Origin of the sequence: Halorubrum sp. FL23 (assembly GCF_052439115.2) — an archaeon.
GTDB lineage: Archaea > Halobacteriota > Halobacteria > Halobacteriales > Haloferacaceae > Halorubrum > Halorubrum persicum.
Genome location: NZ_JBQVRO020000017.1, coordinates 23,255 through 42,102, shown reverse-complemented (window position 1 = coordinate 42,102; position 18,848 = coordinate 23,255). Strand labels below are relative to the sequence as shown.

24 protein-coding genes and 4 pseudogenes are annotated in these 18,848 nt (G+C 57.7%); 12 read left to right on the top strand and 16 right to left on the bottom strand.

Annotated features, from left to right (window positions below):
- Window position 1: 1 nt before the first annotated feature.
- The gene (locus ACT4MF_RS16075; protein ID WP_444683715.1) at window positions 2–1,300 is read left to right on the top strand and encodes a HEAT repeat domain-containing protein; all 1,299 of its coding nucleotides are present in this window, start codon (window positions 2–4) and stop codon (window positions 1,298–1,300) included.
- Here ACT4MF_RS16075 and ACT4MF_RS16070 read toward each other — a convergent pair.
- The 4 genes from ACT4MF_RS16070 to ACT4MF_RS16055 form a co-directional block, all read right to left on the bottom strand.
- Window positions 1,226–1,474, bottom strand: a complete 249-nt coding sequence (locus ACT4MF_RS16070; RefSeq protein WP_444683716.1) for a hypothetical protein — start codon at window positions 1,472–1,474, stop codon at window positions 1,226–1,228. The genes ACT4MF_RS16075 and ACT4MF_RS16070 overlap by 75 nt on opposite strands.
- A 338-nt stretch (window positions 1,475–1,812) precedes the next feature.
- Window positions 1,813–2,682: a hypothetical protein gene (locus ACT4MF_RS16065; protein WP_444683717.1), complete on the bottom strand. Its 870-nt coding sequence runs from the start codon at window positions 2,680–2,682 to the stop codon at window positions 1,813–1,815.
- Window positions 2,679–3,629 (bottom strand): helix-turn-helix domain-containing protein, encoded by a 951-nt coding sequence (locus tag ACT4MF_RS16060; protein ID WP_444683718.1) that lies wholly within the window; start codon window positions 3,627–3,629, stop codon window positions 2,679–2,681. The genes ACT4MF_RS16065 and ACT4MF_RS16060 overlap by 4 nt, the downstream gene beginning before the upstream one ends.
- A 93-nt stretch (window positions 3,630–3,722) precedes the next feature.
- A complete protein-coding gene (locus ACT4MF_RS16055; RefSeq protein ID WP_512053313.1) occupies window positions 3,723–4,025 on the bottom strand; it encodes a winged helix-turn-helix domain-containing protein in 303 nt (100 codons plus the stop codon).
- 387 nt (window positions 4,026–4,412) lie between these two features.
- Here ACT4MF_RS16055 and ACT4MF_RS16050 point away from each other — a divergent pair, with 387 nt between their 5' ends.
- Genes ACT4MF_RS16050 through ACT4MF_RS16035 form a run of 4 tightly spaced genes read left to right on the top strand, consistent with a single transcriptional unit; the run spans window position 4,413 to window position 6,748 of the window.
- On the top strand, window positions 4,413–4,742 hold the full coding sequence (locus tag ACT4MF_RS16050) for a PadR family transcriptional regulator (protein ID WP_512053312.1): 330 nt from the start codon (window positions 4,413–4,415) through the stop codon (window positions 4,740–4,742).
- Window positions 4,742–5,857 (top strand): hypothetical protein, encoded by a 1,116-nt coding sequence (locus ACT4MF_RS16045; RefSeq protein ID WP_444683440.1) that lies wholly within the window; start codon window positions 4,742–4,744, stop codon window positions 5,855–5,857. The genes ACT4MF_RS16050 and ACT4MF_RS16045 overlap by 1 nt, the downstream gene beginning before the upstream one ends.
- Entirely contained in the window at window positions 5,854–6,102 is a 249-nt protein-coding gene (locus tag ACT4MF_RS16040) for a hypothetical protein (RefSeq protein ID WP_444683441.1), read from the top strand. The genes ACT4MF_RS16045 and ACT4MF_RS16040 overlap by 4 nt, the downstream gene beginning before the upstream one ends.
- Entirely contained in the window at window positions 6,095–6,748 is a 654-nt protein-coding gene (locus ACT4MF_RS16035; RefSeq protein WP_444683442.1) for a restriction endonuclease, read from the top strand. The genes ACT4MF_RS16040 and ACT4MF_RS16035 overlap by 8 nt, the downstream gene beginning before the upstream one ends.
- 42 nt (window positions 6,749–6,790) lie before the next feature.
- On the opposite strand, the gene ACT4MF_RS16030 is transcribed toward ACT4MF_RS16035, so the two are convergent.
- The gene (locus ACT4MF_RS16030) at window positions 6,791–7,282 is read right to left on the bottom strand and encodes a PIN domain-containing protein (RefSeq protein WP_444683469.1); all 492 of its coding nucleotides are present in this window, start codon (window positions 7,280–7,282) and stop codon (window positions 6,791–6,793) included.
- An 89-nt stretch (window positions 7,283–7,371) separates the two neighbouring features.
- Here ACT4MF_RS16030 and ACT4MF_RS16025 point away from each other — a divergent pair, with 89 nt between their 5' ends.
- On the top strand, window positions 7,372–8,484 hold the full coding sequence (locus ACT4MF_RS16025; RefSeq protein ID WP_444683443.1) for a transposase: 1,113 nt from the start codon (window positions 7,372–7,374) through the stop codon (window positions 8,482–8,484).
- Between the two features lie 228 nt (window positions 8,485–8,712).
- Here ACT4MF_RS16025 and ACT4MF_RS16020 read toward each other — a convergent pair whose 3' ends face one another.
- Both ACT4MF_RS16020 and ACT4MF_RS16015 read right to left on the bottom strand, forming a co-directional pair.
- A complete protein-coding gene (locus tag ACT4MF_RS16020; RefSeq protein WP_444683444.1) occupies window positions 8,713–9,081 on the bottom strand; it encodes a UPF0175 family protein in 369 nt (122 codons plus the stop codon).
- Between the two features lie 38 nt (window positions 9,082–9,119).
- Window positions 9,120–9,457, bottom strand: a pseudogene (locus ACT4MF_RS16015) (DUF6788 family protein).
- 73 nt (window positions 9,458–9,530) lie between these two features.
- Here ACT4MF_RS16015 and ACT4MF_RS16010 point away from each other — a divergent pair.
- A pseudogene (locus tag ACT4MF_RS16010) lies at window positions 9,531–9,779 on the top strand (transcriptional regulator TrmB); the annotation flags it as partial.
- A gap of 197 nt (window positions 9,780–9,976) precedes the next feature.
- On the opposite strand, the gene ACT4MF_RS16005 reads toward ACT4MF_RS16010, so the two are convergent.
- Window positions 9,977–10,780 (bottom strand): nucleotidyl transferase AbiEii/AbiGii toxin family protein, encoded by an 804-nt coding sequence (locus ACT4MF_RS16005; RefSeq protein ID WP_444683445.1) that lies wholly within the window; start codon window positions 10,778–10,780, stop codon window positions 9,977–9,979.
- Between the two features lie 5 nt (window positions 10,781–10,785).
- Window positions 10,786–11,616, bottom strand: a complete 831-nt coding sequence (locus ACT4MF_RS16000) for a type IV toxin-antitoxin system AbiEi family antitoxin domain-containing protein (protein WP_444683470.1) — start codon at window positions 11,614–11,616, stop codon at window positions 10,786–10,788.
- A 176-nt stretch (window positions 11,617–11,792) separates the two neighbouring features.
- Between ACT4MF_RS16000 and ACT4MF_RS15995 the strand changes: the two genes are divergently transcribed.
- Both ACT4MF_RS15995 and ACT4MF_RS15990 read left to right on the top strand, forming a co-directional pair.
- Window positions 11,793–12,479, top strand: coding sequence for a nucleotidyltransferase domain-containing protein (locus tag ACT4MF_RS15995; RefSeq protein WP_444683446.1), 687 nt, complete (start codon window positions 11,793–11,795; stop codon window positions 12,477–12,479).
- 159 nt (window positions 12,480–12,638) lie between these two features.
- Window positions 12,639–14,003, top strand: coding sequence for a restriction endonuclease (locus ACT4MF_RS15990; RefSeq protein WP_444683447.1), 1,365 nt, complete (start codon window positions 12,639–12,641; stop codon window positions 14,001–14,003).
- A gap of 277 nt (window positions 14,004–14,280) precedes the next feature.
- On the opposite strand, the gene ACT4MF_RS15985 is transcribed toward ACT4MF_RS15990, so the two are convergent.
- Complete coding sequence (locus ACT4MF_RS15985; RefSeq protein WP_444683448.1) at window positions 14,281–14,790, bottom strand: PIN domain-containing protein; 510 nt, start codon at window positions 14,788–14,790, stop codon at window positions 14,281–14,283.
- The gene (locus tag ACT4MF_RS15980; protein WP_444683449.1) at window positions 14,787–15,380 is read right to left on the bottom strand and encodes a DUF7437 domain-containing protein; all 594 of its coding nucleotides are present in this window, start codon (window positions 15,378–15,380) and stop codon (window positions 14,787–14,789) included. The genes ACT4MF_RS15985 and ACT4MF_RS15980 overlap by 4 nt, the downstream gene beginning before the upstream one ends.
- Before the next feature lie 204 nt (window positions 15,381–15,584).
- Here ACT4MF_RS15980 and ACT4MF_RS15975 point away from each other — a divergent pair, with 204 nt between their 5' ends.
- Window positions 15,585–16,136: a DUF7342 family protein gene (locus ACT4MF_RS15975; RefSeq protein WP_444683450.1), complete on the top strand. Its 552-nt coding sequence runs from the start codon at window positions 15,585–15,587 to the stop codon at window positions 16,134–16,136.
- A 17-nt stretch (window positions 16,137–16,153) separates the two neighbouring features.
- A complete protein-coding gene (locus ACT4MF_RS15970; protein ID WP_444683451.1) occupies window positions 16,154–16,642 on the top strand; it encodes a hypothetical protein in 489 nt (162 codons plus the stop codon).
- Here the strand turns inward: ACT4MF_RS15970 and ACT4MF_RS15965 are convergent.
- Together ACT4MF_RS15965 and ACT4MF_RS15960 are read right to left on the bottom strand one after the other, a co-directional pair.
- Window positions 16,639–17,003: pseudogene (locus ACT4MF_RS15965) on the bottom strand (transcription initiation factor IIB family protein); the annotation flags it as partial. The gene ACT4MF_RS15970 and the pseudogene ACT4MF_RS15965 sit on opposite strands and share 4 nt — an antisense overlap.
- A complete protein-coding gene (locus tag ACT4MF_RS15960; RefSeq protein ID WP_444683452.1) occupies window positions 16,996–17,256 on the bottom strand; it encodes a HalOD1 output domain-containing protein in 261 nt (86 codons plus the stop codon). The pseudogene ACT4MF_RS15965 and the gene ACT4MF_RS15960, both read right to left, overlap by 8 nt.
- 121 nt (window positions 17,257–17,377) lie before the next feature.
- Here ACT4MF_RS15960 and ACT4MF_RS15955 point away from each other — a divergent pair, with 121 nt between their 5' ends.
- Window positions 17,378–17,638, top strand: a complete 261-nt coding sequence (locus ACT4MF_RS15955; RefSeq protein ID WP_444683453.1) for a winged helix-turn-helix domain-containing protein — start codon at window positions 17,378–17,380, stop codon at window positions 17,636–17,638.
- 86 nt (window positions 17,639–17,724) lie between these two features.
- Here the strand turns inward: ACT4MF_RS15955 and ACT4MF_RS15950 are convergent, their stop codons facing one another.
- The 3 genes and pseudogenes from ACT4MF_RS15950 to ACT4MF_RS15940 form a co-directional block, all read right to left on the bottom strand.
- On the bottom strand, window positions 17,725–17,895 hold the full coding sequence (locus ACT4MF_RS15950; protein WP_444683454.1) for a hypothetical protein: 171 nt from the start codon (window positions 17,893–17,895) through the stop codon (window positions 17,725–17,727).
- 30 nt (window positions 17,896–17,925) lie between these two features.
- Window positions 17,926–18,327: a type II toxin-antitoxin system death-on-curing family toxin gene (locus tag ACT4MF_RS15945; protein WP_444683455.1), complete on the bottom strand. Its 402-nt coding sequence runs from the start codon at window positions 18,325–18,327 to the stop codon at window positions 17,926–17,928.
- An 84-nt stretch (window positions 18,328–18,411) separates the two neighbouring features.
- Window positions 18,412–18,774: pseudogene (locus ACT4MF_RS15940) on the bottom strand (DUF7437 domain-containing protein); the annotation flags it as partial.
- Window positions 18,775–18,848: the final 74 nt, after the last annotated feature.

Below are 18,848 nucleotides of genomic sequence, written 5' to 3'. Positions count from 1 at the left end.
GATGACGGGCGACTCGCAATCGGGCCGGACCAGCGGTGAACGACCACAGGCGTTCGCCCTGATCGACGAGGGCAACGACGCGGCGACCCGACTCGAGGGCGTCGAGGCGCTCGGGAACCCGTCGAGTTCGATGACGGGTAGCGAGCGCCGGATCGTTGATCGGTTGCTGCGAGTTGTGCTCACCGACGATGACGCGAGGGTCCGCGCGGAGGCGATCGACGCACTGTACTTCCACGGAGATCAGTACGTCGACGAACTCGTCTCGCGGGTTGCGACTGCGGTCCAGCGTCGTGATGGCGGCGATGTCCCCGAGATCGTATTTGCCCGGTGGTTGACGAGCGATAACGCCGCCTACCGGATGGTCGGTGCGACTGGGCTGGGTACGGTTGGATCCTCGGATATGCGGGGTGCCTCTGACGCGGCGTCAGCGGATAGGAGCGCCCCGGATCCAACCGCCCGGCTGCGAGAGGCGTTCGACGATGACGACGCACGGGTACAGGCTCGCTCGGTACAGTCGTACGTGGCCCTCGGCGGCGAGCGGATCGATCCGCTCTGGCCGCTGTTGCGGGCGCACAACGGGCTGGTCCGACGCACCGCCGTCGACGCACTGGTATCGATCGGGACTCCCGATGCGACTGACCTGCTGGCGACCGCGGTCGACAACGGAGGAAAGCGCCTCCGGAAGATCGTCGTCGAGCGGCTTCATGAACTGGACCGTTCCGAGTCGGCGGCGGTCCTGCTCGACGCGATCCGGGATCCCTCGCCTGTGGTGCGGCGCGTCGCGGCGTCGTCGCTGGTGCAGCTCGTCGCGGAGGGCGACGCAGTGAGGGGACGAGACGTTCTCGAGCGTCTGCTAACCTACCGTCCCTCTCGAAGCGACGGCGACAACACGGCCGCACGGCTGCTCTACAGGGTCGCGTCGGGTGAGCAATCAGTCAGCGTCACCCCGGCGGCCGAGCGGCACGCGATGTGGCTGTGCTGCGAGCTCGTCGAGCATGACGAGGGGGGACTGAGCCCCAACGACGACGCTGTTTCGTGGTTGCTCGACGCGCTGGCGCACGACGATTCGTACGTCGCCGATATCGCTGGTGCCTATTTGCCACGACTCGACGCCCCGGACATTGAAGGAGAGGTCCGAGCGCTCGCGGCCGACACACAGGCGGACCAGGCCGCGAGAGAACGTGCACAGTCCGTTCTCAAGCGTCTCAAGCGACAGACGGCGGCGTCAGCTGCAGACCGATCGATCGAGTATGTCTACGTGCGGCGGCCGGCGGACTACACCGAGAAGCACGAGTGGTAGACCGTCCGGAGGGGCCTGAAAGGACGAGCGGAGCCGCCACCCCCGCTGCACGAACTGTCCGTCCTCGGCCGCGATCTTCAGATCGATCTCGTCGTCGAGGAATTTTAGAACCGTTGAGACGTTCGGGTCCGTGTCGGCGTCGACGTAGAGTTGAAGGACGCTGTCCTCGTACACGGTTCGCCACATCGAGTGGACTGCACGAGTCACGAGTGAGACCCTGATCACGTCGATATAGGGCGGTTCGGCTGCCGTCGTGGTGGTGTCGGACGGGGGGTAGAAATAGATCTCGGGAGAGTGTGTGCTCAGATGGCAATCAAATTGCTAATTACAGTCTTCGCTATCGACGTAGTGGAACGAATACATTCCCATCTCGCTTCACTAGATGTCGGTTCGCGCAGTACCGACGTTTCCGAGCCCATCACGGTCGCGAAAAACTGGGGAGTCGAACGAGGTTCACATCACGCCTCTTGGCGCGGATAGACAGACCCAGAGAGTGTTCATGAGGTACCTTCTCACCGGAGCTGAACCGTATTCCCGTCCCGCTTGGTAACCTGCTTCGTAGTAAGTCGGTCAATCGCTTTGTCGACGGCGCTTGCTTGGTCGTCCGACAGCGCTCGCACATTCGCAAGGACACGTTTTCTAATTGCTTCGATATCGTCGATTTCAGCGTCAAGAGACCCAAGAATCGTATATTCGATTTCGAACTCCGTCGCAAATTCTTCTATCTGGGTGGTGAACGTATTCGGTAGTCCGGAGAGGGAATTCACCGCCATTTCGATCGCAAACAGCGGATGCGAGCGATCACAGATTTGTCGTGCTTCAGTCATGCCGGTATTGAACGGTCGCTGCTCATCAATCTCGTTCTGAATTATTTCATAGTCCAACCCACGCTGGGCGTATTTCCGCATATCTTCGATATCCCGTCGACGGCCACTCGCCAAATCACCGCCAGAGACCGCTTTGAGCAGGAACATGTCCTCATCCGAAAGAATGAGCGCTGTCACGTGCTTCCCAGTCCAGAACTTTTCAGTCCGGTTGTGCATCCGATCGGTGATCCAGACTTTCCCGACGATCTGCCGTTCGAAGAGATCGATCCGAAACCCGCGCTCCTCGTGATGCAGTTCGACGGTTTTTCCAACCCCGTCGAACGATTCCGTTGGTTCGTTGATAACCGTGAACCCCTGCGACGCAAGCGTCTGGTAGACGTGCTCGAATTCAGAGATAATACCCACCGCAAGATCGATATCCTCGGTTTGGTCTTTCAGTCCCTGCACTGTCATTGCAGATCCGCCGATGAGATACACCGTCACGGACTCCGACAGCCAATTATCGAACTCCTGGAGAAACTCTTTGATCGCCTGCCCACCACTGAATACCGTCATTCTACACCGTACTGGTCTTTGAGCGTCATAAATTCGGATTCACTCGGCAAGACGACAGGGGATTCCTCCGAACTATCGACCCTGTCCTGAAGTGCCTCGTACATCGTAGCGACTATGGCCTCTAGATCATACCACGTTGCAGTGTCTGTGAGTGTCTCTTGATCGATGTCCAACTTTTCGATTAACAACATCGTATAGCTGATGCGGCGGGATCCACTATCGAGGACGAGCGTGTGACATACTATATCAGCAGGTGTAAGCTCCTCGTTGGGGGCATACCAGAACGCGGGTTCACCCGCGAGGAAAAACTGTAGTCCGTACTCCTCGAACCGACCGAGTCCAGTTACTTGCCAATCAGGTACGTCCAGCATCGCCTCTGTATCTTCGGCGGTCTGTACGTTGATGAGTGCTCGTTTTGGATCGCACCACTCGACAGTCGCACTCGGAGCGATCTCTCGGGCCCGCGATCGGTGTCCGTGGGTAACGACGGCTTGGGCGAACATCAGCAGCGGTGCGAGATCATCACTCACCGCGTACTCGGGGCCGGACGGGGAGAGCATCGCTCGATGCTTGAGCGGGGATAGTGCCTTGTGGACACCCTGACGAGTGATATTCAGTCGTTCTGCAATGTCTGTGACGCGACGTGGTTCATCGAGAAACCAGCACACTCGGAGGGTGGCGGGTGTAAGGAGGTCAGCCCATTCGATGTGTCCGAGTTTTGACTGCAGGCGACGATATGCTTCGATGACCGGATGATCCGTAACGGAGACACGCCGTAAGTTGTTTGCGCCACGGGTTTCGGCGAGGAGTCCCGCTGCGTACAACTTATCAAGCACTTCGTAGATGTGTGTCTGTGAATACTCGGTTTCTGTCGCGAGTTCGGCTGGTGTCGCTTCGCGGCCGGTACTCAGCACGTCGATCACAGCAAGTCCGGCCTGTGAAATCATCTATGTAAACTCTAACTTACACTCATATAAATACGTTTCTGGATTTACGTTGATAAACGGGCTATCTAGTAACGCGTTTCGTGAGTGTATTCTCTACGAGACGCTCTCGTCTAGAACTTGTTCATCGCTCTGTTCGTCGATATAATTCCAATTTTCGGTGTCCAAACGGCCCTCAAGATACGCCTCGCCATCTTCTGTGATGGTATAAACCCCATTTCCAAGATGACGAACCAATTTTTTGTCCTTTAATTTCTTACAACGACGACCGATGTATTGGCTCGAATATCGAACCGGCCCCTCATTCATCATCTCTGTAGGAGCTCCAGTCTCATTTTCGCGTAGATATTCGAGTACTCTGTCATCTACCAGCACCATCCAATCACCAGAATGCCTCATAAACCAATCTCTGTTTGGAACACACCTATTAGAAATGGTTTGAACTAATAGGAACATACACAACCTATAAGTTCTAACGGCAATATTGAATTTATACAGAGCTCGAGTGACGAACCCCTGGCTCGTGAGAAAGTGTAGGAAACCCGGCCGCGGTGTGACAGCACCCGACCGGGACGGGTTCTGTGCAGTAACACAGAACCATGCTAATGCTGGCAACTGCGGGGCTTAAGCCCTGCGAGACGACTGAGGGACTGAACGACCATAGACACGGTTGTCACCTCTGTGAAAACGCAGCCGATGGGTACGATGCTGTCTTCAAGGGCCCGCTCTGTCGTACCTGCGTAACCGCATTCAGCGACTTCTACGAGGAGTTCATGCAGGGTCGCAATGAATAGCACACACAGCGACAGCCCCGACTCCGTCGCTGATCTCCCCGCCGGCCATCGCGATCTGCTCTGGGTGCTCTCACAGATGGGTCCCAGCGAGAGCCTCCCGCTCAAGCGAGCACTCAGTAACTACTACACCGATGGAATCGACTCTTCCCGTCTCTATACCATTCTCACCGAACTCGTTGAAAACGATCTCGTCATCGAACACACACGGGATCACTATCTTAACGAGTACCGCCTCACCGAGACAGTCCGTCGTGCACTCTCCGTGCGGCAAGCGTGGCAAGCTGGGAGTGGTGACGACACCACTGTGGGAGGCCGCAACTGATGTCGAAAGACACCAGTGACGAGCTGATCGCCGATAGCTGCCGGCTCCTCTATCAGGTCGAACCCGACACCCAACTGGATCTCACAATGTCATGGGTGGTTGCTGGCCCGACAGCTACTGCGCTCCAAAACGCCATCACCATGGCTCTCAGCGACGGACTCACCGACGTCCGCGAGGCGATCGCTGATAGCACCGAACAGGCACCGACCCTGAAAATCCCTGTCGTCGACGGGACGACATACCCCGCCATCCGACGGGTGATCGACGAGATTGCGATGACTCACGACGTTCCGTGGACACCACACGAGCGACAGCGGCTCGTGCGGCTCTGTCTGCGCTCGTTCGGCCCGTCGGACACCACACGCCGGGCGTGTCCGTACGACGTCGTAGTGAGCCTCCTGCGAGCGCTGAGCGAGTCACAGCACCCAACATCTGCCGACGTCGAACGCGCAGCAGCAATCCTGCCACCCACACGCTTTCGGCCCGATCTCACGCCAACAGCAACGAAACTGTACGCCACACTCCTCCGGGCGGAGCAACCACTCGGTCGCACCGAACTGATCGACCGCGCAGCGATCTCCGCAAGTAGTTATGACCGCAGAGTGAGTGCCATCCAAGCACTCGAGCGCGTGCGTGCCGTCCAGGTGGAGGGACACCGACAGTGGACCATCGATGACGCAACAGCCTCGGTCCCATCCGTTTCGTGGTGGCCAGCACACGTCGGAGCAACGTCTTCATCCACGCCGGTGTTAGCGTCCCGATACACGAATGACACCGGCGACGGCGTTGTGAACACCACCATGTGGGCGCCGAGGCGACAGCGTGTCCACATCCCTGTCAGCGCACCCACTCCGCGTTCCACAGCGACCGTCAGCCATAGAATCCGAGACACCTCGTTTCCTGTGAATATGTTACTGCGTCTGCCACTCTGCTACATGTTGCAGAACCGAATACACCAGAATTTGCGATTTCGAGTACCGGATCGACAACATCCCGACGCACAGTTCGCCAACGAGCTTCCTGACTACCCAATGAGAGACTCACCACACCGACCGACAGCGGTACCGACGACACCACCGAATCACCAGCCGAAATACGGGGGCGAGATACAATGACACGACCCGCGATCGATCTCGACACACGCGTCACACGTGATCGCCCGGTCACCCAAACGGAGGGGGCTATCCAAGTGAGCCAAGACGAGGCCGACGCGTCGCTGATCACGCTCAGCTTCGGTGGCACTTGGGGAACGACATACGCGGAACTCACACCCACAGAAGCACGAGCGATCGCGACAGCGCTCGAACACACTGCAGTGCGAGCGGCCGCCGCCCGCTCGGAGGACTCACAAGATGAGTAACCTCAGAGACGATCTCCAAGCACAGATCGACGCATTGGGTGGCACTGACGACCGGGTCGACGTCGATCACGACCCCGTAAACGGGCGATGGCTCGAGAAGACGTTCGCTGAAACACTCGAAGAGTGGGGCTATCACACGGCTCGCAATGAGTATCTCTTTGGGCTCGAAACCGATGTGATCGGGCGGCGAGAGGACCTCCAAGGCGATCCGGATGACTTCATCGTCGCCGAGTGCAAAGATTGGCAGACAACCCTGGTCGGACGCGAGGCCGTCGCATCCATCTCGCATCGAGCGCTGCTCGCTCGGGCAATGCCCGTCTTGGTCGTTGCTTGGGGTGTCACCACGTCTGCATGGTGTCTTGCCCAACAGCTTGACGTCCGGATCGTCACCATCAATGACCTCACCAAGGGATCGCTACCACCGCTGACCGAACATCGACCGCCCATCGGAACGTTCCGGACTCGCCGGGAACCACGGGTGAACGAGATTCGAGATCGAATGCCGGATCTGTTGAGACGGCACAGCGAGCTCGACGCCGAGGCGCCGGTGTTCTTTGGTACCGGTCAAGGCCCGTGTTACGTGCCCGACCGGGTGGGGAACGATGCGTACGTCGATGCGTACGACAGCGACTACGACTTCGGGTGAGTTCCAATTGGCATCAGGCGTTTGGAACTCCAAGCAAGCCCGTCACCGATACTCCGAGATCGTTCGGTATGGGACGTAGTACCCGATCTCATATATCCACGTCGATAGCCACTTGTCAGCAGTCGCTTCATCGATCTTCCCAGCATCGATTGCAGCCAACAGAACCCCAACCGATCCGACAACAGTCACGCCCTGATTTTTTGCAAACGATCGGGCATCTCCGTCGTCAGTCAGTAGGCGACCATCCTCCGCGTCCGCCAGGGCGAACGCTTGGGCCTCGCCGGCATCGAGATGGCCACCAACAACTGACTCTCGATTTGCGACGGTGTCCGAAATCGTCGCGACTGGAATGTCGTCGTCAAGTGTATTGAGCGCTGACTGAAGATACGGATGGTCGTTGACACCGTGTTCGAGTTCCTCACGAACGACTGGCACCGTGCAGATTCCAGAGAGTCCTGCAACGACCCACAACTGGTCAGTGTACGCGAAATTTGAGAGGACGGTCGTGTTCAGAACGCTTGGATTCGCTGGAATCTCGTCACCTTTGACATCCTCCCACGGCTGAACAGTAGGTGCCGAAGTAGCTGAATCGTTGTTTTCCTCGTCGGTAACGTATCTACTGTATGATCCACACAACTGAGGCGAAACAGTTGTCTCGTGCTGCTTCTTCGCTGCTGTTCACGGAACTCGACTTCGCAACGAAACCGAACGGGCAGTATCCGAGCGAGGACTTCGAGAAAGTCCTCGCTCGGAGTGCTTTCAACGGTGAATTCGTTCATACGACCGCGAAAGGGCTTCAGCTTGCTCGGAGTGAAGACATCGATCTCCAGCAACGGAGTCCGCTTGCCAAATCCCTCCTCTATCACCTCCGGAGACTGAGCCCGAACGCCATCGACGCTCAGTTCGATGGCGTCCGGGCGGCAACATTCGCTCACGCCCGCCGACAGCGGGCGTTCACTCGGCCTGTCGATGTTGCATTAGACATTCACGAATGGCTCTACTACGGCTCGACCGACACACCGCGTGTCTGCGCAATCAATCCAGACCGCGGAACAAACCTTGCGTACGCGTTCGTTACACTCTGTGTCGTCGATCCAGCCGTTCGATTCACCTTAGCGTGTGAGTCGATCGAGGCGAATGACTCTCGCACCCTGCGGGAGTCGATTCGCCAACTTATCACCACCGCACGGCAGTTCGTCCAGATCAACCGCGTCTACTGTGACCGCGAATTCTACCGAGTTCCTCTCGTCGAGACGCTCGCCGATCTTGATGTCGAATTCGTCGTACGTGCGCCAAAGACAGTGGGCGTCAAGCGCGCGCTTGACGCCCACGAGGAGACCCCATTCGTCACCGACTACGAGATAGTGCGGAAGAACCCTCCGACTGGTCGAGTGCCAGTAACACTCGTCGCCGTTCCGCACCGCAGTCGGGACGACGACTCGTTCTGTTTGGTGACCAACCGTGATGTCTCGGTAGAGTTTGCAGAACCGCTTGCGGAGGCGTACCGGCGTCGCTGGGGGATAGAGATGTCTTACCGAAAGATCGGTGAATTCCTTCCACGAACGTCGTCGCCGACGTTCGCGGTGCGATTGTTCGAGTTTCTGTTCGCGGTGGGGTTGTACAATCTCTGGATTCTGGTATGCCTCTGTTTGGTCGATCAGCGAGTGTTAACTGATCGACCGGCTGTCTCGACAGCTCTGTTTCGGCTATTCGTCCTGTCGATTCCGGACGGATAGGAGGGAGTGCGGCGGCTGACCCGGGCCCGCCCGGGTCAGCACGCCGCTGCCGACTGGCAAGACTTTCTACAGTCTCTTTCGAGGCTCTCTGACTACCTGACAAATGTGTCTAGCCGGAAGCAAACGCCGATAAATCAAGCCCGTATCACTCTCCGAGGTCAGCAATCGGTTGAATCTTTTCCGAACTTCGGCACCTACTGTGAACGGGTGGGCTTCCGCTTGCTGTTGTCATTTCGCGCGTGACTCCTCGTCGTCCGAGTCCTCATCATCGAATTCGAGTTCGCTTGCTGCCTCTACCTCGTAGGCTGCGTCGTCTTCGTCGACGAGTCCGAGACGGAGTTCGACGCCGTGCTCACGGAGGATATCCCGCATCGTCCAACGGTCGACATCGGCGAGTCTCGCAGCGTCACCGAGTGTGATCCGCTCGCGTTCGTAGAGGGCGACCGCAGCTGCAATACGTTCGTTTTCGTTGTCCTCAAAGTATTCACGCACGAACTCTCGTAACGCATCGCTCTTGCCCCCGAACACACCAGCTTCGACAGCCCCCTCAATGAAGAGGTCGAGGTCGTCTGGATAGGACCCGGTGATTCGTGGCATTATTGTGTTCTAGCCTACGTCTTCATACTATTTATGAACTACGCCGGACTGCTAGATACATTGAGGTGACCGGTCTCAACTTCTGACGGTTGAGCACGGATCAGATTCGGCCACGGCCCGTGCATATCTGCGGGATCCCCGCTGGCGCACTTGCAGCTGTAGTCGCCACAGCTGACCTTCTCTTTGACGACGGTCCCGTTTCCTGAACTGTCGGGCTCGGCAGTCTCGGGAAGCTCGTCGGTGTCGACCGACTGTTCACGGTACTCGATGAGTGCCGCAACGTAGTGCTGTATCTCTTGGAGTGTCTCAGTATTCTGTTTCGGGAGCCTTCCGCGAGGTGGTTCGGTAGCGAGGTCGGTGCCGACGGCTGCTCTATACCTTATGTAACAATTGGAGCCATTTCAGTACCTGACTGACACATAAGGTTCTGAATCCTCCCTATCAACTGTGAGCTCTGCTGTCACACGCTGGTGGTCGACGACGGCAGCCGCTACCGTTCGTACTGTCTCCTCTTGCTCAGTCACGTCGACGTCGACGAGGTCGACCTCCGAACACAAGCTGCGAAGTATGACCTCGAAGACGAACTCAATGCCTTGCTCCGCTACCTCGAGACCCATGGCGATGTTACGGACGATCGTCTCCTCGAGTGGGGCGAGTTCCAGAAGCTGGCGGCCGACTACGAGGTGGACCTCCCCTAATGAGGCCAACATTTGGACGCGAATACCTCGTGGAGCACTTTCTCGACTGGATGGTCCTCCGGCCAGAGGTAGTGGACTTCGCGACGCTCACGGTGGGTTGATTAACCAACATCGTTGGCTTAACTTCCGCTATGTTGGTTAATACTCGAGCTACCGAATTCAATTCCTCTGGGTCGGCTATCAAAAGCCTCTACGACCTACGGTGACTCCCGCTGCGAGATTGTCGTGTCCAACTGTTCCCAAACTGTCTCGAATGCTGGCGGTTCACCCGTAAGGTCCGGGAGCGTTGTCTCCCATTGCTGACGGATTACGTCCCGTTGGTCTTCTGGAAGCCCCATCGACAGATCGACGGTGAGTCCATCATGTTCGCACTTCGCCTTGAACGCAGGCTGCACCTCGGAAAAATCGATTGTAACCGAATCAGTTTCGAGCAACTGGTAGAGATCGTAGTAGTCGCGAGCGGCTCCGCGCTGGTAGATCGCACGGAGCTTTTCGGCGAAAATCTCCTCAACGCTGTAGGCCTGTAGGTCGAATTTGGGGATGTCTTCGTAGGTGTGGGTGTGCTGGACTGGATCGAAGGTGACGTGCTCGTCGACCATCACATCGATACTGGTCGTGTTGGGATGGTTGAGGATAGCACGATACTGGATGCTGATGTCGACGTAGTGAGTTGGATAGTGCTCCTGTTGAGACTCGTGATGCTCTCGAACCGTGAACTCGATCCCGGAGCGGTCGGTGACCGTATCGAGTAGGGCCCGCAACTCGCTCTTCGACCCTTGATACTGGCCCTTAACGCCGAAGTCGAGGTCCTCGGAGAATCGCCACGATTGCGGGAAATACAGCTTGCTTAGTGCGGTGCCGCCCTTGAACAGGAGGTTAGAACCGTAGTCGCTCGTGAAGATGCCCCAGAGGAGCCAAGAGTTGACGTAGTTCTTTTCGGCGTATCCCTGGCGAACACCGAGTTCCCGAGCAAGGATTCGGAGCCGGTCTTGGCTGATCATCGCGATCAGGACTCCGTCGGCTCCAGCGTAGCTGGCTCGACATTGACGCGGAGTCGGTACATGCTGTCTGTCGCCCCGGTTTCGGGCCGTGTAGGGTCTAGTAGAGAGTAGCCACTCGTGAACGACTCGACGAGGTCTTCGCGGTCGGTGATGTCGATACCGAGTTGATCGGCGAGGTAGACGATCCGCTTGGTCGCGGCACCGTTGTCGAGGCGATCGAGATACTCCCCAACGGTGCCCCATGAACAGCCTTCTTCGTCGGCGGTGCGCATCGCGCTCGCAAGTTCGTGGATACCGCCACAGAATTCGGGATGGTCCGCACAGTCGACGAGGGTCTTCTCGAGGTCGCTGATCTGGACGGTGGTACCCTCGATGGAGGTCGATTCGGTGCCGAAGAACTTCTGCTCAGTGACCATCGTGACGCGGTACGGGACGCCGTGGATTTCCCGATTCTGGGCCCGAGTCGGTGTGACAACGTAGACTGTCCGAGGGACCTGCTCGGTCAGCCCGTGGTGGCTGAGGGCGCTGTAGTAGCCGATGTACATCGGCTCAGCCATGTGGGCGGCGATGAGATACTCGTGGGTCGTGTACATGGCCTCCTCGCCGGCTGCCAGCGGCACGATGAGATATGTCCCCGGAAAGAGGCGGTCGAGCCAGCCCTTCTGGGTAAGTCGCGACGCGATTTCTCTCGCTGTATTGGAGGGTACCTCCAGCGTTGTCTCGATATCGTCGATCGAAATGATCTGGTGGCCCGCGCCGGCGAGTCGTGAGAGGAGTCGACTCTCCCGAGTTGAGAGGCCCTGTCGTTTACTTTGTAATTGTTTTATGGTACTCATACCTGCGTTTCTTACATAGAATATATATCCGTACCGGTTTGAGTGTTGTGCCACTGCTCGCTGACGGACACAAATTCTGGTTAACCAACGGACAGAGATCTAGAGGATTGAGCGTTGGTTAACAAGAACTCATTTAGTAATTAGGTTGAAGTAGTAACGCTAAGAAATACTTTACAATGAAAACAGATACGAACGGTACTCTTGCTGATGGTATCCAGATATTCATCGACTTACCACTCCAAGACGACCGGTTACTCAGTGGAGATGCGACAGCTGATATTCTTCTCTTTTTAACCCGACATCACGATGAGTCGTTTTCGATGACAGACCTTGCTGACGCAGTTGGCTACACGCGACCGACGATCACCAAGACGGTTGATACACTCTCCAAGAACGATCTCGTTGTCGAAGAACACGACGGAACCCGCCGACTTGTCCAGATCAACCGTGATCGGCTCACTATCCCAGACGATCCGTTCCTCGGAATTCCTCAGTCGGAGTTCCACGTGCCGGTACAGGACGCGACCCACCAACTCCGTACCAAACTTGATGGCGTCCTCGCTGTCGTTTTGTATGGAAGCGTTGCTCGCGGTGAGGCTGACCGTCGCAGCGATATTGATCTTTGGGTGTTGGTTCGCGACGACCGACCGAGCAACCAACGACAGGCGAACCACATCAGGCAATCACTTGAGGAAGATACGTTTGGCGGGGATCGATACGCATTCGATATTGATGTTGAGGCTCTCCAAGGGATCCCGACGTATACTGAGGAGCTCCAAGAAATTCTTCGTGACGGCATCGCAGTCTATCACACAGATGACTTTGACACCGTCCGTAGTATGGTTCTTCATGCTGATGGGTGATCCGGGGGCGCTCAGAGAGGCCGCTGATCCGGTTGTCGAGGCCGTCAACAAGGCAGATATGAACTCTTGGCACGGGAGTACTACTCTATCGAAATCGATGAGCTCTCTGGCGCTCACCAATGTATTTGGTTGTGGCGAAATAAAATCTAGATACATCGAATGGCCGTTCTAGACGATCTTTCCGGGTTCGAATTTGAGGATCTGATCGAGGATGTCTTTCGGAACCTCGGCTACGAGAACGTCCGTCAGGCTGAGAAGACGGCAGACGAGGGCCGAGATGTCATTATGGAGGAAGTTGTCGACGGACAACGCCGCGCGATCGTCGTCGAGTGTAAACATACGGCGACCGTTGGCCGGCCAGTCGTCCAGAAGCTCCATTCGGCAATCTCGACGTTTGATTTCGACGGTCCCAAACGCGGGATGGTTGTCACGACCGGCCGGTTCACGAGTCCCGCGAGGGAGTATGCCGGCCGCCTCCAACAGAACGATGATCCGTATCCTATCGAGTTGCTTGACGGCCAAGACCTTCGGGAGATAGCCGATGAGATCGGCCTAGATCTCTACAATGGTCGTATCGAGATTCTCTGTGACGAGACCCTGCGGCCGTACGATCCAGCGGCAGACGTCGACGCACCCGTAGTGGAGGCGTTCCGCGATATCGAGAATATCGAGGCGGCCGACCTTCCAGACCCATATTCGGCGGTGACGTTTCGCCCGGTCGTGGCAGTCACTGCGGACACGAACGCTGTCTTCGAGACATCGGTCGGCGTCATCCACCGGATCAACGACCGGACGCAGTTCGTGGTTCACGCTGAACGTGGAACCCCACAGGTCGTCGGCGAGGATGTCGCGGCACTGGTCACCGAGAATCTCCATACGAGGATCGAACTCGACTCTGGACAATTTGGCGAGGTGTTCGACGACGTCGAGGAGCACCGATTCGGGCAGACTCAGACCGAGTACAAGGAGTGGGCTGTCGAGCGGCTTCAAGACCACCACACGACGACGGTTACCTACACCGGCGACAACAACGTCACGTACAACAAGACCTGCGAGCCGAACCGCTCGGACATCTCCGTCCAGTCGATCGAGCCAGTCTACCTCCCCGAGGTTCGGCACACGACTGACATTCAGGAGTACACCTACCCCTACGAGTACTACGTGGCAGGCCCCTCTCGAGTTACCACCGAGGACGGTATCCATCGCTGTGTCCACTGTGAGACCAGTGGCGTCGACGAGACGTACACGTACTGTCCCAACTGTGGGGCAATCGCCTGCGACAGCCACACCAAGACCGAACGGCTTGACCAGGAGCCAGTCTGTACGAGTTGTGCGGTGACCGAGCGGTTCGCGCTGAAGACGAAGTACTTCTACGACGAACAAAATCTGGAGGCGTTCCGCGAGGAGTACGCCGCCATGCCGCTCCACGAGAAGGCGATGGAGAACAAGTTACTGGCCGGTGGGAGCGTGGTCGCGACGCTGCTGCTCGTCGTTGGACTACTCGTTATCGGCGGTATCATCTAACCCATCGCGTTCTCACGCCGAACGATGGCCGAGCTGGAACAGCGGTTGATCGTGGTGCTCCATATTGGGCGGATCGAGAGGGTCTGAAAACTGCGCTGCGTCGATCGTTCGCTCAGATCGCCATCCAGATACAGGTCGATTGTCGAGAGGCTGTCTCGGTCGTCCCCTGACCCCGAAAGCACCGCAGGGACGAGGCACACAGCGGCGGTTGGGAGACGGTTGAGCAGCTGAGGACTTTTCGAGGTGTCGTGTACACTGGATTGAAGCTCAGTAACCGTTAGTGACCGGTCGAACGCAGATCTTCGATGAACCGGAAGCCGTTCACGAACGTCACTGAGTCCCCATAACCCTCGCTCGCGAGTACGGTTTCAGCGCCTTCGCCGGCGGCGATATCGGTCGTGTAGATGTACACCTCTGTTGCCGCCCCCATACTGAGCTCTTGGGCAGCTAGCGCGGCGAGCGCAGCGTCTGCCCGCTCGACCTCGTCCGCTGGCCGGTCGTCGGCGTTCGCGATGTACCGCTGGATGCCGTCCATCACCCGAGACACGATGGGCTCGGAGAACTCGAGTGGTGTCGCAACCATCGCCCATCCCTCGTCGATCGCGGCGTCGACCGGCACGTCCTCGACGTCGGGATCGTCGACGGTTAATTCCTCGTACACTCGCTCAGGCAGGACGAAGGTAACGTCGTTCTGGCGGGCAAATCGCCGTACCGCCTGATACCGGCTGTTCGACGGCTGTCCCATCGCGACGAACAGGCCGGTGTCAGCGATGTAGAACCGGTTCACGCGTCGTCAGCGGAGATGTCGTCAATGTCCAACTCCTCGAGCGACGCGCCCGCTTCCTCGATGTCGTAGTGCTCGTGGACGACAGCCCGGAGCGCTTGGAGGATCATCTCCGCGGCCAGCGGGGAGATATCGAGATCATCGGCCATCAGCCGATGCGTTACCTCGCCGCGTTCGCGGGCGACCGCATAGGTGAGCGCCGTCGCGAGGCCGGCGACGCCGTGACGGTGGATGTAGGTATCGATGTTGGCGTTCGTCTCGCGGCGGCCGACCGCGTCGATCAGTGCTGGCGTGATCGTGTACTCGCGGTCGCCAGCTTGCGTCACGGTTAGATCGATCTCTCGGGCGGCGTACTGCCGGGGCTGTTCGTCGTCAGTGACCTCGACGACGCCAGCGTCGACGAGCCGGTTCACGTAGCTGTAGGCCGTTCCCTGTGCGAGATCGAGATCGTCCATCACGTCCTGGACGGTGGCCTCGCCTCCTCGAGCGAGGTAGGCGTACAGCTGGGCAAGCTGTGTCTCTTCCAGCAGGTCTGCGATCGAGAGGAAGTCCCGGACGATGTCGCCGTTGGCGCGGTTTGAGGTACGTGACACGGATCGTTCTTAGTTACAGTTTACAGCGAAACAGTAAAACTGTTTGGATCAAGAACGGTGATTCACCAGTCGGGATGAGCAACTCCTCTTGGTATCGCATTTCAACGTTCGGACATCCGGGTTTAAAATAGATTCTTGATTATACAAGAGAGTCCAAACATATATGAGAACACAGCGACAACACTGTTGCAAGAGGTGCCACGCATGTCCGAATCCTCGCGAGACGGCGTCCAGTCGTGGTCCGAGTCAATGAGTGCCCGCGACCGTATTCGGGCGGTCGCCGAGACGCTTCGTGAACCACAGTCAGTAAACTGGATCAGCGAGCAGGCCGACGCCGCCTGGAGCACGACCAACGAGGAAATCCAGACCCTCGTCAAGCAGGGACAGCTGCGCCGCATTGAGGCGGGCGAGACGACACGCTATCAGCCGGACTACACGCGACTGCTCTTCGAAGAAATTCGCACGCTCATCGCGGAGAACACGCGCGAGGAGTTGCGGAACGAATTGGCCGCGATCACCGAGGAGATCGAAGAATGGCAGGAAACCTACGACATCGAGACTTGGGAGGAGCTCGAACAGTCGTTCGCCGACGGTGACCTCGCAAGCGACGAGCTTCGCGAACGACGCGACGTCATCACGTTCTGGCGCGAGAACGAGGAGGACCGTCGGCTCATCAAGCACGCACTGGAACTCTACTCCGACGTCGAAGCTACTCGCGAACAGACGACCGACGTGGCCGACCGCGCCGCGAGCTAATCTTCTTCTCTCACAGCATGATCTTTCTTGCCGGTCGCGACCGCTATACACAGCGGACCCTTCTCCACGACGTTCACGACCGATTGACGAGACAGGCTGGGTGTGAGGATGTACGCTATCGCCCGTCTCGACGCCGACCGCGGTACGTCATCGCAGGTGTCGATCCGACGACGTTCCTAGGGAACTCCTACGACGCGGAAGCTGTACGACTGGAGATTCGTTTCTGGTACCCCGCCGGTATCGACAACGAATACTACCGCATCAACTGGGTCGAACCGGACCGGAACCTAATGATCGGCTTCCACCAGGACGCCGACCATCCGGATCTTGGGCCCTGCCACATCCAACTCAATCACGAAGACACGCCCGTTGATCGGTATGGTGTCGCGTTTCTCGATGCGCACCCACTCGCGGTCCTCGATGACCGACTACAGCAGTTCACAACGGCGGTAGAGGCGATTCGCTGGAAGAATGGGACGCCCTCGCTTCCTACTTGGCTGGTCTAGACCGCTAGTTCATCGGGCGTCTCGTGATGCGTCCGGATGGTCGTGGGGGTGACGTTCCCGGACTCGGAAATATCACTTTGCGTTACCCACTTTACCTGTTCCTGCCCCGCTTTGTAGAGGCAGCCGCGAACCCGGCCGGATGGACGCCCGTCGTGACGCCGTGGTCTTCGGCCTGTTCCGCGAGCGTTTGGGCCCGCTGTCGGATCTCGTCCGGACATTCAAGATCCGAGGCCAGTCGCGGCACAAACATACTGGGAGAGACGGGCTCAGCGGGAAGGCCCAGCTCTTTGTTCAGGGCTTTGTACGCGTTTGTGATTCGTGACTCCGGGGCGCAGGCCATCTTACTGATGTCGTTATTCAGTGATAGAGTCGGACTCGTCCTCGACGATGACGTCCACGCCATCCGGTGATACATCGAGGGGAATTCCCTCGACGGTGAACTGGACGGCGAGGTCGCCATCTGCCGAGGCTAGTAGCTGCTGGAGTGCCTCGACGTCGACGTAATTGTGGAGTTGGTAGGCATCGTCCTCCAGGCCACACGCCTCTAGTGTCTCAATGAGTTCGACAAGAAGATCACTCGATCCACCCGAACTGTCTGATGGAGGGGAATGCATCTGAACGCTCGGGGCTTCGGGTGGCAGGCGTTTAAAGGGTAAGGAGTCAACTGTAGAATCTCTACGCTTTCACACTTGACTTAGCGCGTTCGGGATAGCGTTAGCGCAACCACAAGCGATTATGCGCTTTGATGCCGACTGGATGTCTCGCGCCGATGACCGTATTCTGGAGCATCTATCCGAAGCCGGCCCCGACACCCCGAAAGAAATGGCTGACAGCGACCGCGTACGGTTCTCCCGGCAACACATCAACGCTCGTTGCAAGACGCTCGTCGAATACGACCTTGTCGTCCACCTTGGCAACGGGGTCTACGACATTACCCGAAGGGGAGAACAGTATCTCACTGGCGAACTCGACGCTCGGAGCCTCAAGGCTGAATGAACCCCGCTGGAGATACCTTGGGATCGAACACTAGCTAGTTGTCAGTCCTGACCGACTTCGCTTACGGTGCCTGAAAGAAGGACCGTTCACTCGTCTTCAAGCGCTGCGTAGATCTCCGCGTGCCGGCGTCCGTCGAGCTTCCCCATCTCGAGGGCGAGCTCGCGACGTTCAGCGTCGCTCTCGGCTGCCTGATACCGCTCGTAGAGCTGCCGGACCTCGTCGTCGACCGCCGTCGAGGAATCAGTGCTGGACGTCATTATTCTGTTGAATATACTCTGTGTTTCCCTTTATCTGTTGCGACGAGCACACGCCCGGAAATAGATAACTGCAGTATCTGTGTCGACTGCGGCTTCGTTGGTTGCAAAGTGGTGCAAGAGGGCCCGAATTTCATCGCCGTAGTCGAACGTGTACCCGTTCAGCATATAAAAAACGACCACCGTTCGGAGGGCTGTTCGCTTGTTCCCGTCGACGAACGGATGCTCTGCAACGAGCAGTCGCATCAGATGGACTGCTTTGTCGTGGATCGTCTCGGGTACCTCCCCGAAGAATCCCTCCGAAATATACTGTAACGCGGAGGCAATTGCGTCCTCTGATCGAACCCCTGGTTCCGTGGTATCGCCTTCCGCCACGATCTGTTCGTGGAGTTCCAGAATAAGTTCGACAGAGGGATACGCGAGCTCGTCAGTCACGCATCCAACTTTCTCACGCCGCCCGTTAACCGTTTCTCACCCGTCGCAAACAGGGGCTCATCACAGACTGTTTAGGTGATCTAATTATGCGTTGTCGCCGTCAACGGTGTCGACGGTCATCTCGTTAATGTCGTCGACATCCAACTCCTCGAGCGATGCGCCCGCTTCCTCGACGTCAAAGTGCTTGTTGACGACGGGTCGGAGTGCCTGGAGGATCATCTCCGCGGTCAGCGGGGAGATATCGAGATCGTCGGCCATCAGTCGATGTGTTATCTCACCATGTTTGCGGGCGACCGCATAGGTGAGTGCCGTCGCGAGGCTGGCGACGCCGTGACGGTGGATGTAGGTATCGATGTCGGCGTTCGTCTCGCGGCGGCTGACCGCGTCGATCAGGGCTGGCGTGATCGTGTACTCACGGTCGCCGGCGGCCGTCGTCACGATCAGGTTGAACACGATTCACAGGCGCTGTAACGTCGATTTGCTGGGGACGATCTGTAGGGATGGCGTTGTCGAGGCTCTGA

Excerpts from the sequence above, each read along its gene's own strand:
- ACT4MF_RS16075 (WP_444683715.1), top strand. The coding sequence starts at position 2 with ATGACGGGCGACTCGCAATCGGGCCGGACCAGCGGTGAACGACCACAG.
- ACT4MF_RS16065 (WP_444683717.1), bottom strand. The coding sequence starts at position 2,682 with ATGACGGTATTCAGTGGTGGGCAGGCGATCAAAGAGTTTCTCCAGGAG.
- ACT4MF_RS16060 (WP_444683718.1), bottom strand. The coding sequence starts at position 3,629 with ATGATTTCACAGGCCGGACTTGCTGTGATCGACGTGCTGAGTACCGGC.
- ACT4MF_RS16055 (WP_512053313.1), bottom strand. The coding sequence starts at position 4,025 with ATGAGGCATTCTGGTGATTGGATGGTGCTGGTAGATGACAGAGTACTC.
- ACT4MF_RS16050 (WP_512053312.1), top strand. The coding sequence starts at position 4,413 with ATGAATAGCACACACAGCGACAGCCCCGACTCCGTCGCTGATCTCCCC.
- ACT4MF_RS16045 (WP_444683440.1), top strand. The coding sequence starts at position 4,742 with ATGTCGAAAGACACCAGTGACGAGCTGATCGCCGATAGCTGCCGGCTC.
- ACT4MF_RS16040 (WP_444683441.1), top strand. The coding sequence starts at position 5,854 with ATGACACGACCCGCGATCGATCTCGACACACGCGTCACACGTGATCGC.
- ACT4MF_RS16035 (WP_444683442.1), top strand. The coding sequence starts at position 6,095 with ATGAGTAACCTCAGAGACGATCTCCAAGCACAGATCGACGCATTGGGT.
- ACT4MF_RS16025 (WP_444683443.1), top strand. The coding sequence starts at position 7,372 with ATGATCCACACAACTGAGGCGAAACAGTTGTCTCGTGCTGCTTCTTCG.
- ACT4MF_RS16020 (WP_444683444.1), bottom strand. The coding sequence starts at position 9,081 with ATGCCACGAATCACCGGGTCCTATCCAGACGACCTCGACCTCTTCATT.
- ACT4MF_RS16005 (WP_444683445.1), bottom strand. The coding sequence starts at position 10,780 with ATGATCAGCCAAGACCGGCTCCGAATCCTTGCTCGGGAACTCGGTGTT.
- ACT4MF_RS16000 (WP_444683470.1), bottom strand. The coding sequence starts at position 11,616 with ATGAGTACCATAAAACAATTACAAAGTAAACGACAGGGCCTCTCAACT.
- ACT4MF_RS15995 (WP_444683446.1), top strand. The coding sequence starts at position 11,793 with ATGAAAACAGATACGAACGGTACTCTTGCTGATGGTATCCAGATATTC.
- ACT4MF_RS15990 (WP_444683447.1), top strand. The coding sequence starts at position 12,639 with ATGGCCGTTCTAGACGATCTTTCCGGGTTCGAATTTGAGGATCTGATC.
- ACT4MF_RS15975 (WP_444683450.1), top strand. The coding sequence starts at position 15,585 with ATGTCCGAATCCTCGCGAGACGGCGTCCAGTCGTGGTCCGAGTCAATG.
- ACT4MF_RS15970 (WP_444683451.1), top strand. The coding sequence starts at position 16,154 with ATGATCTTTCTTGCCGGTCGCGACCGCTATACACAGCGGACCCTTCTC.
- ACT4MF_RS15960 (WP_444683452.1), bottom strand. The coding sequence starts at position 17,256 with ATGCATTCCCCTCCATCAGACAGTTCGGGTGGATCGAGTGATCTTCTT.
- ACT4MF_RS15955 (WP_444683453.1), top strand. The coding sequence starts at position 17,378 with ATGCGCTTTGATGCCGACTGGATGTCTCGCGCCGATGACCGTATTCTG.
- ACT4MF_RS15950 (WP_444683454.1), bottom strand. The coding sequence starts at position 17,895 with ATGACGTCCAGCACTGATTCCTCGACGGCGGTCGACGACGAGGTCCGG.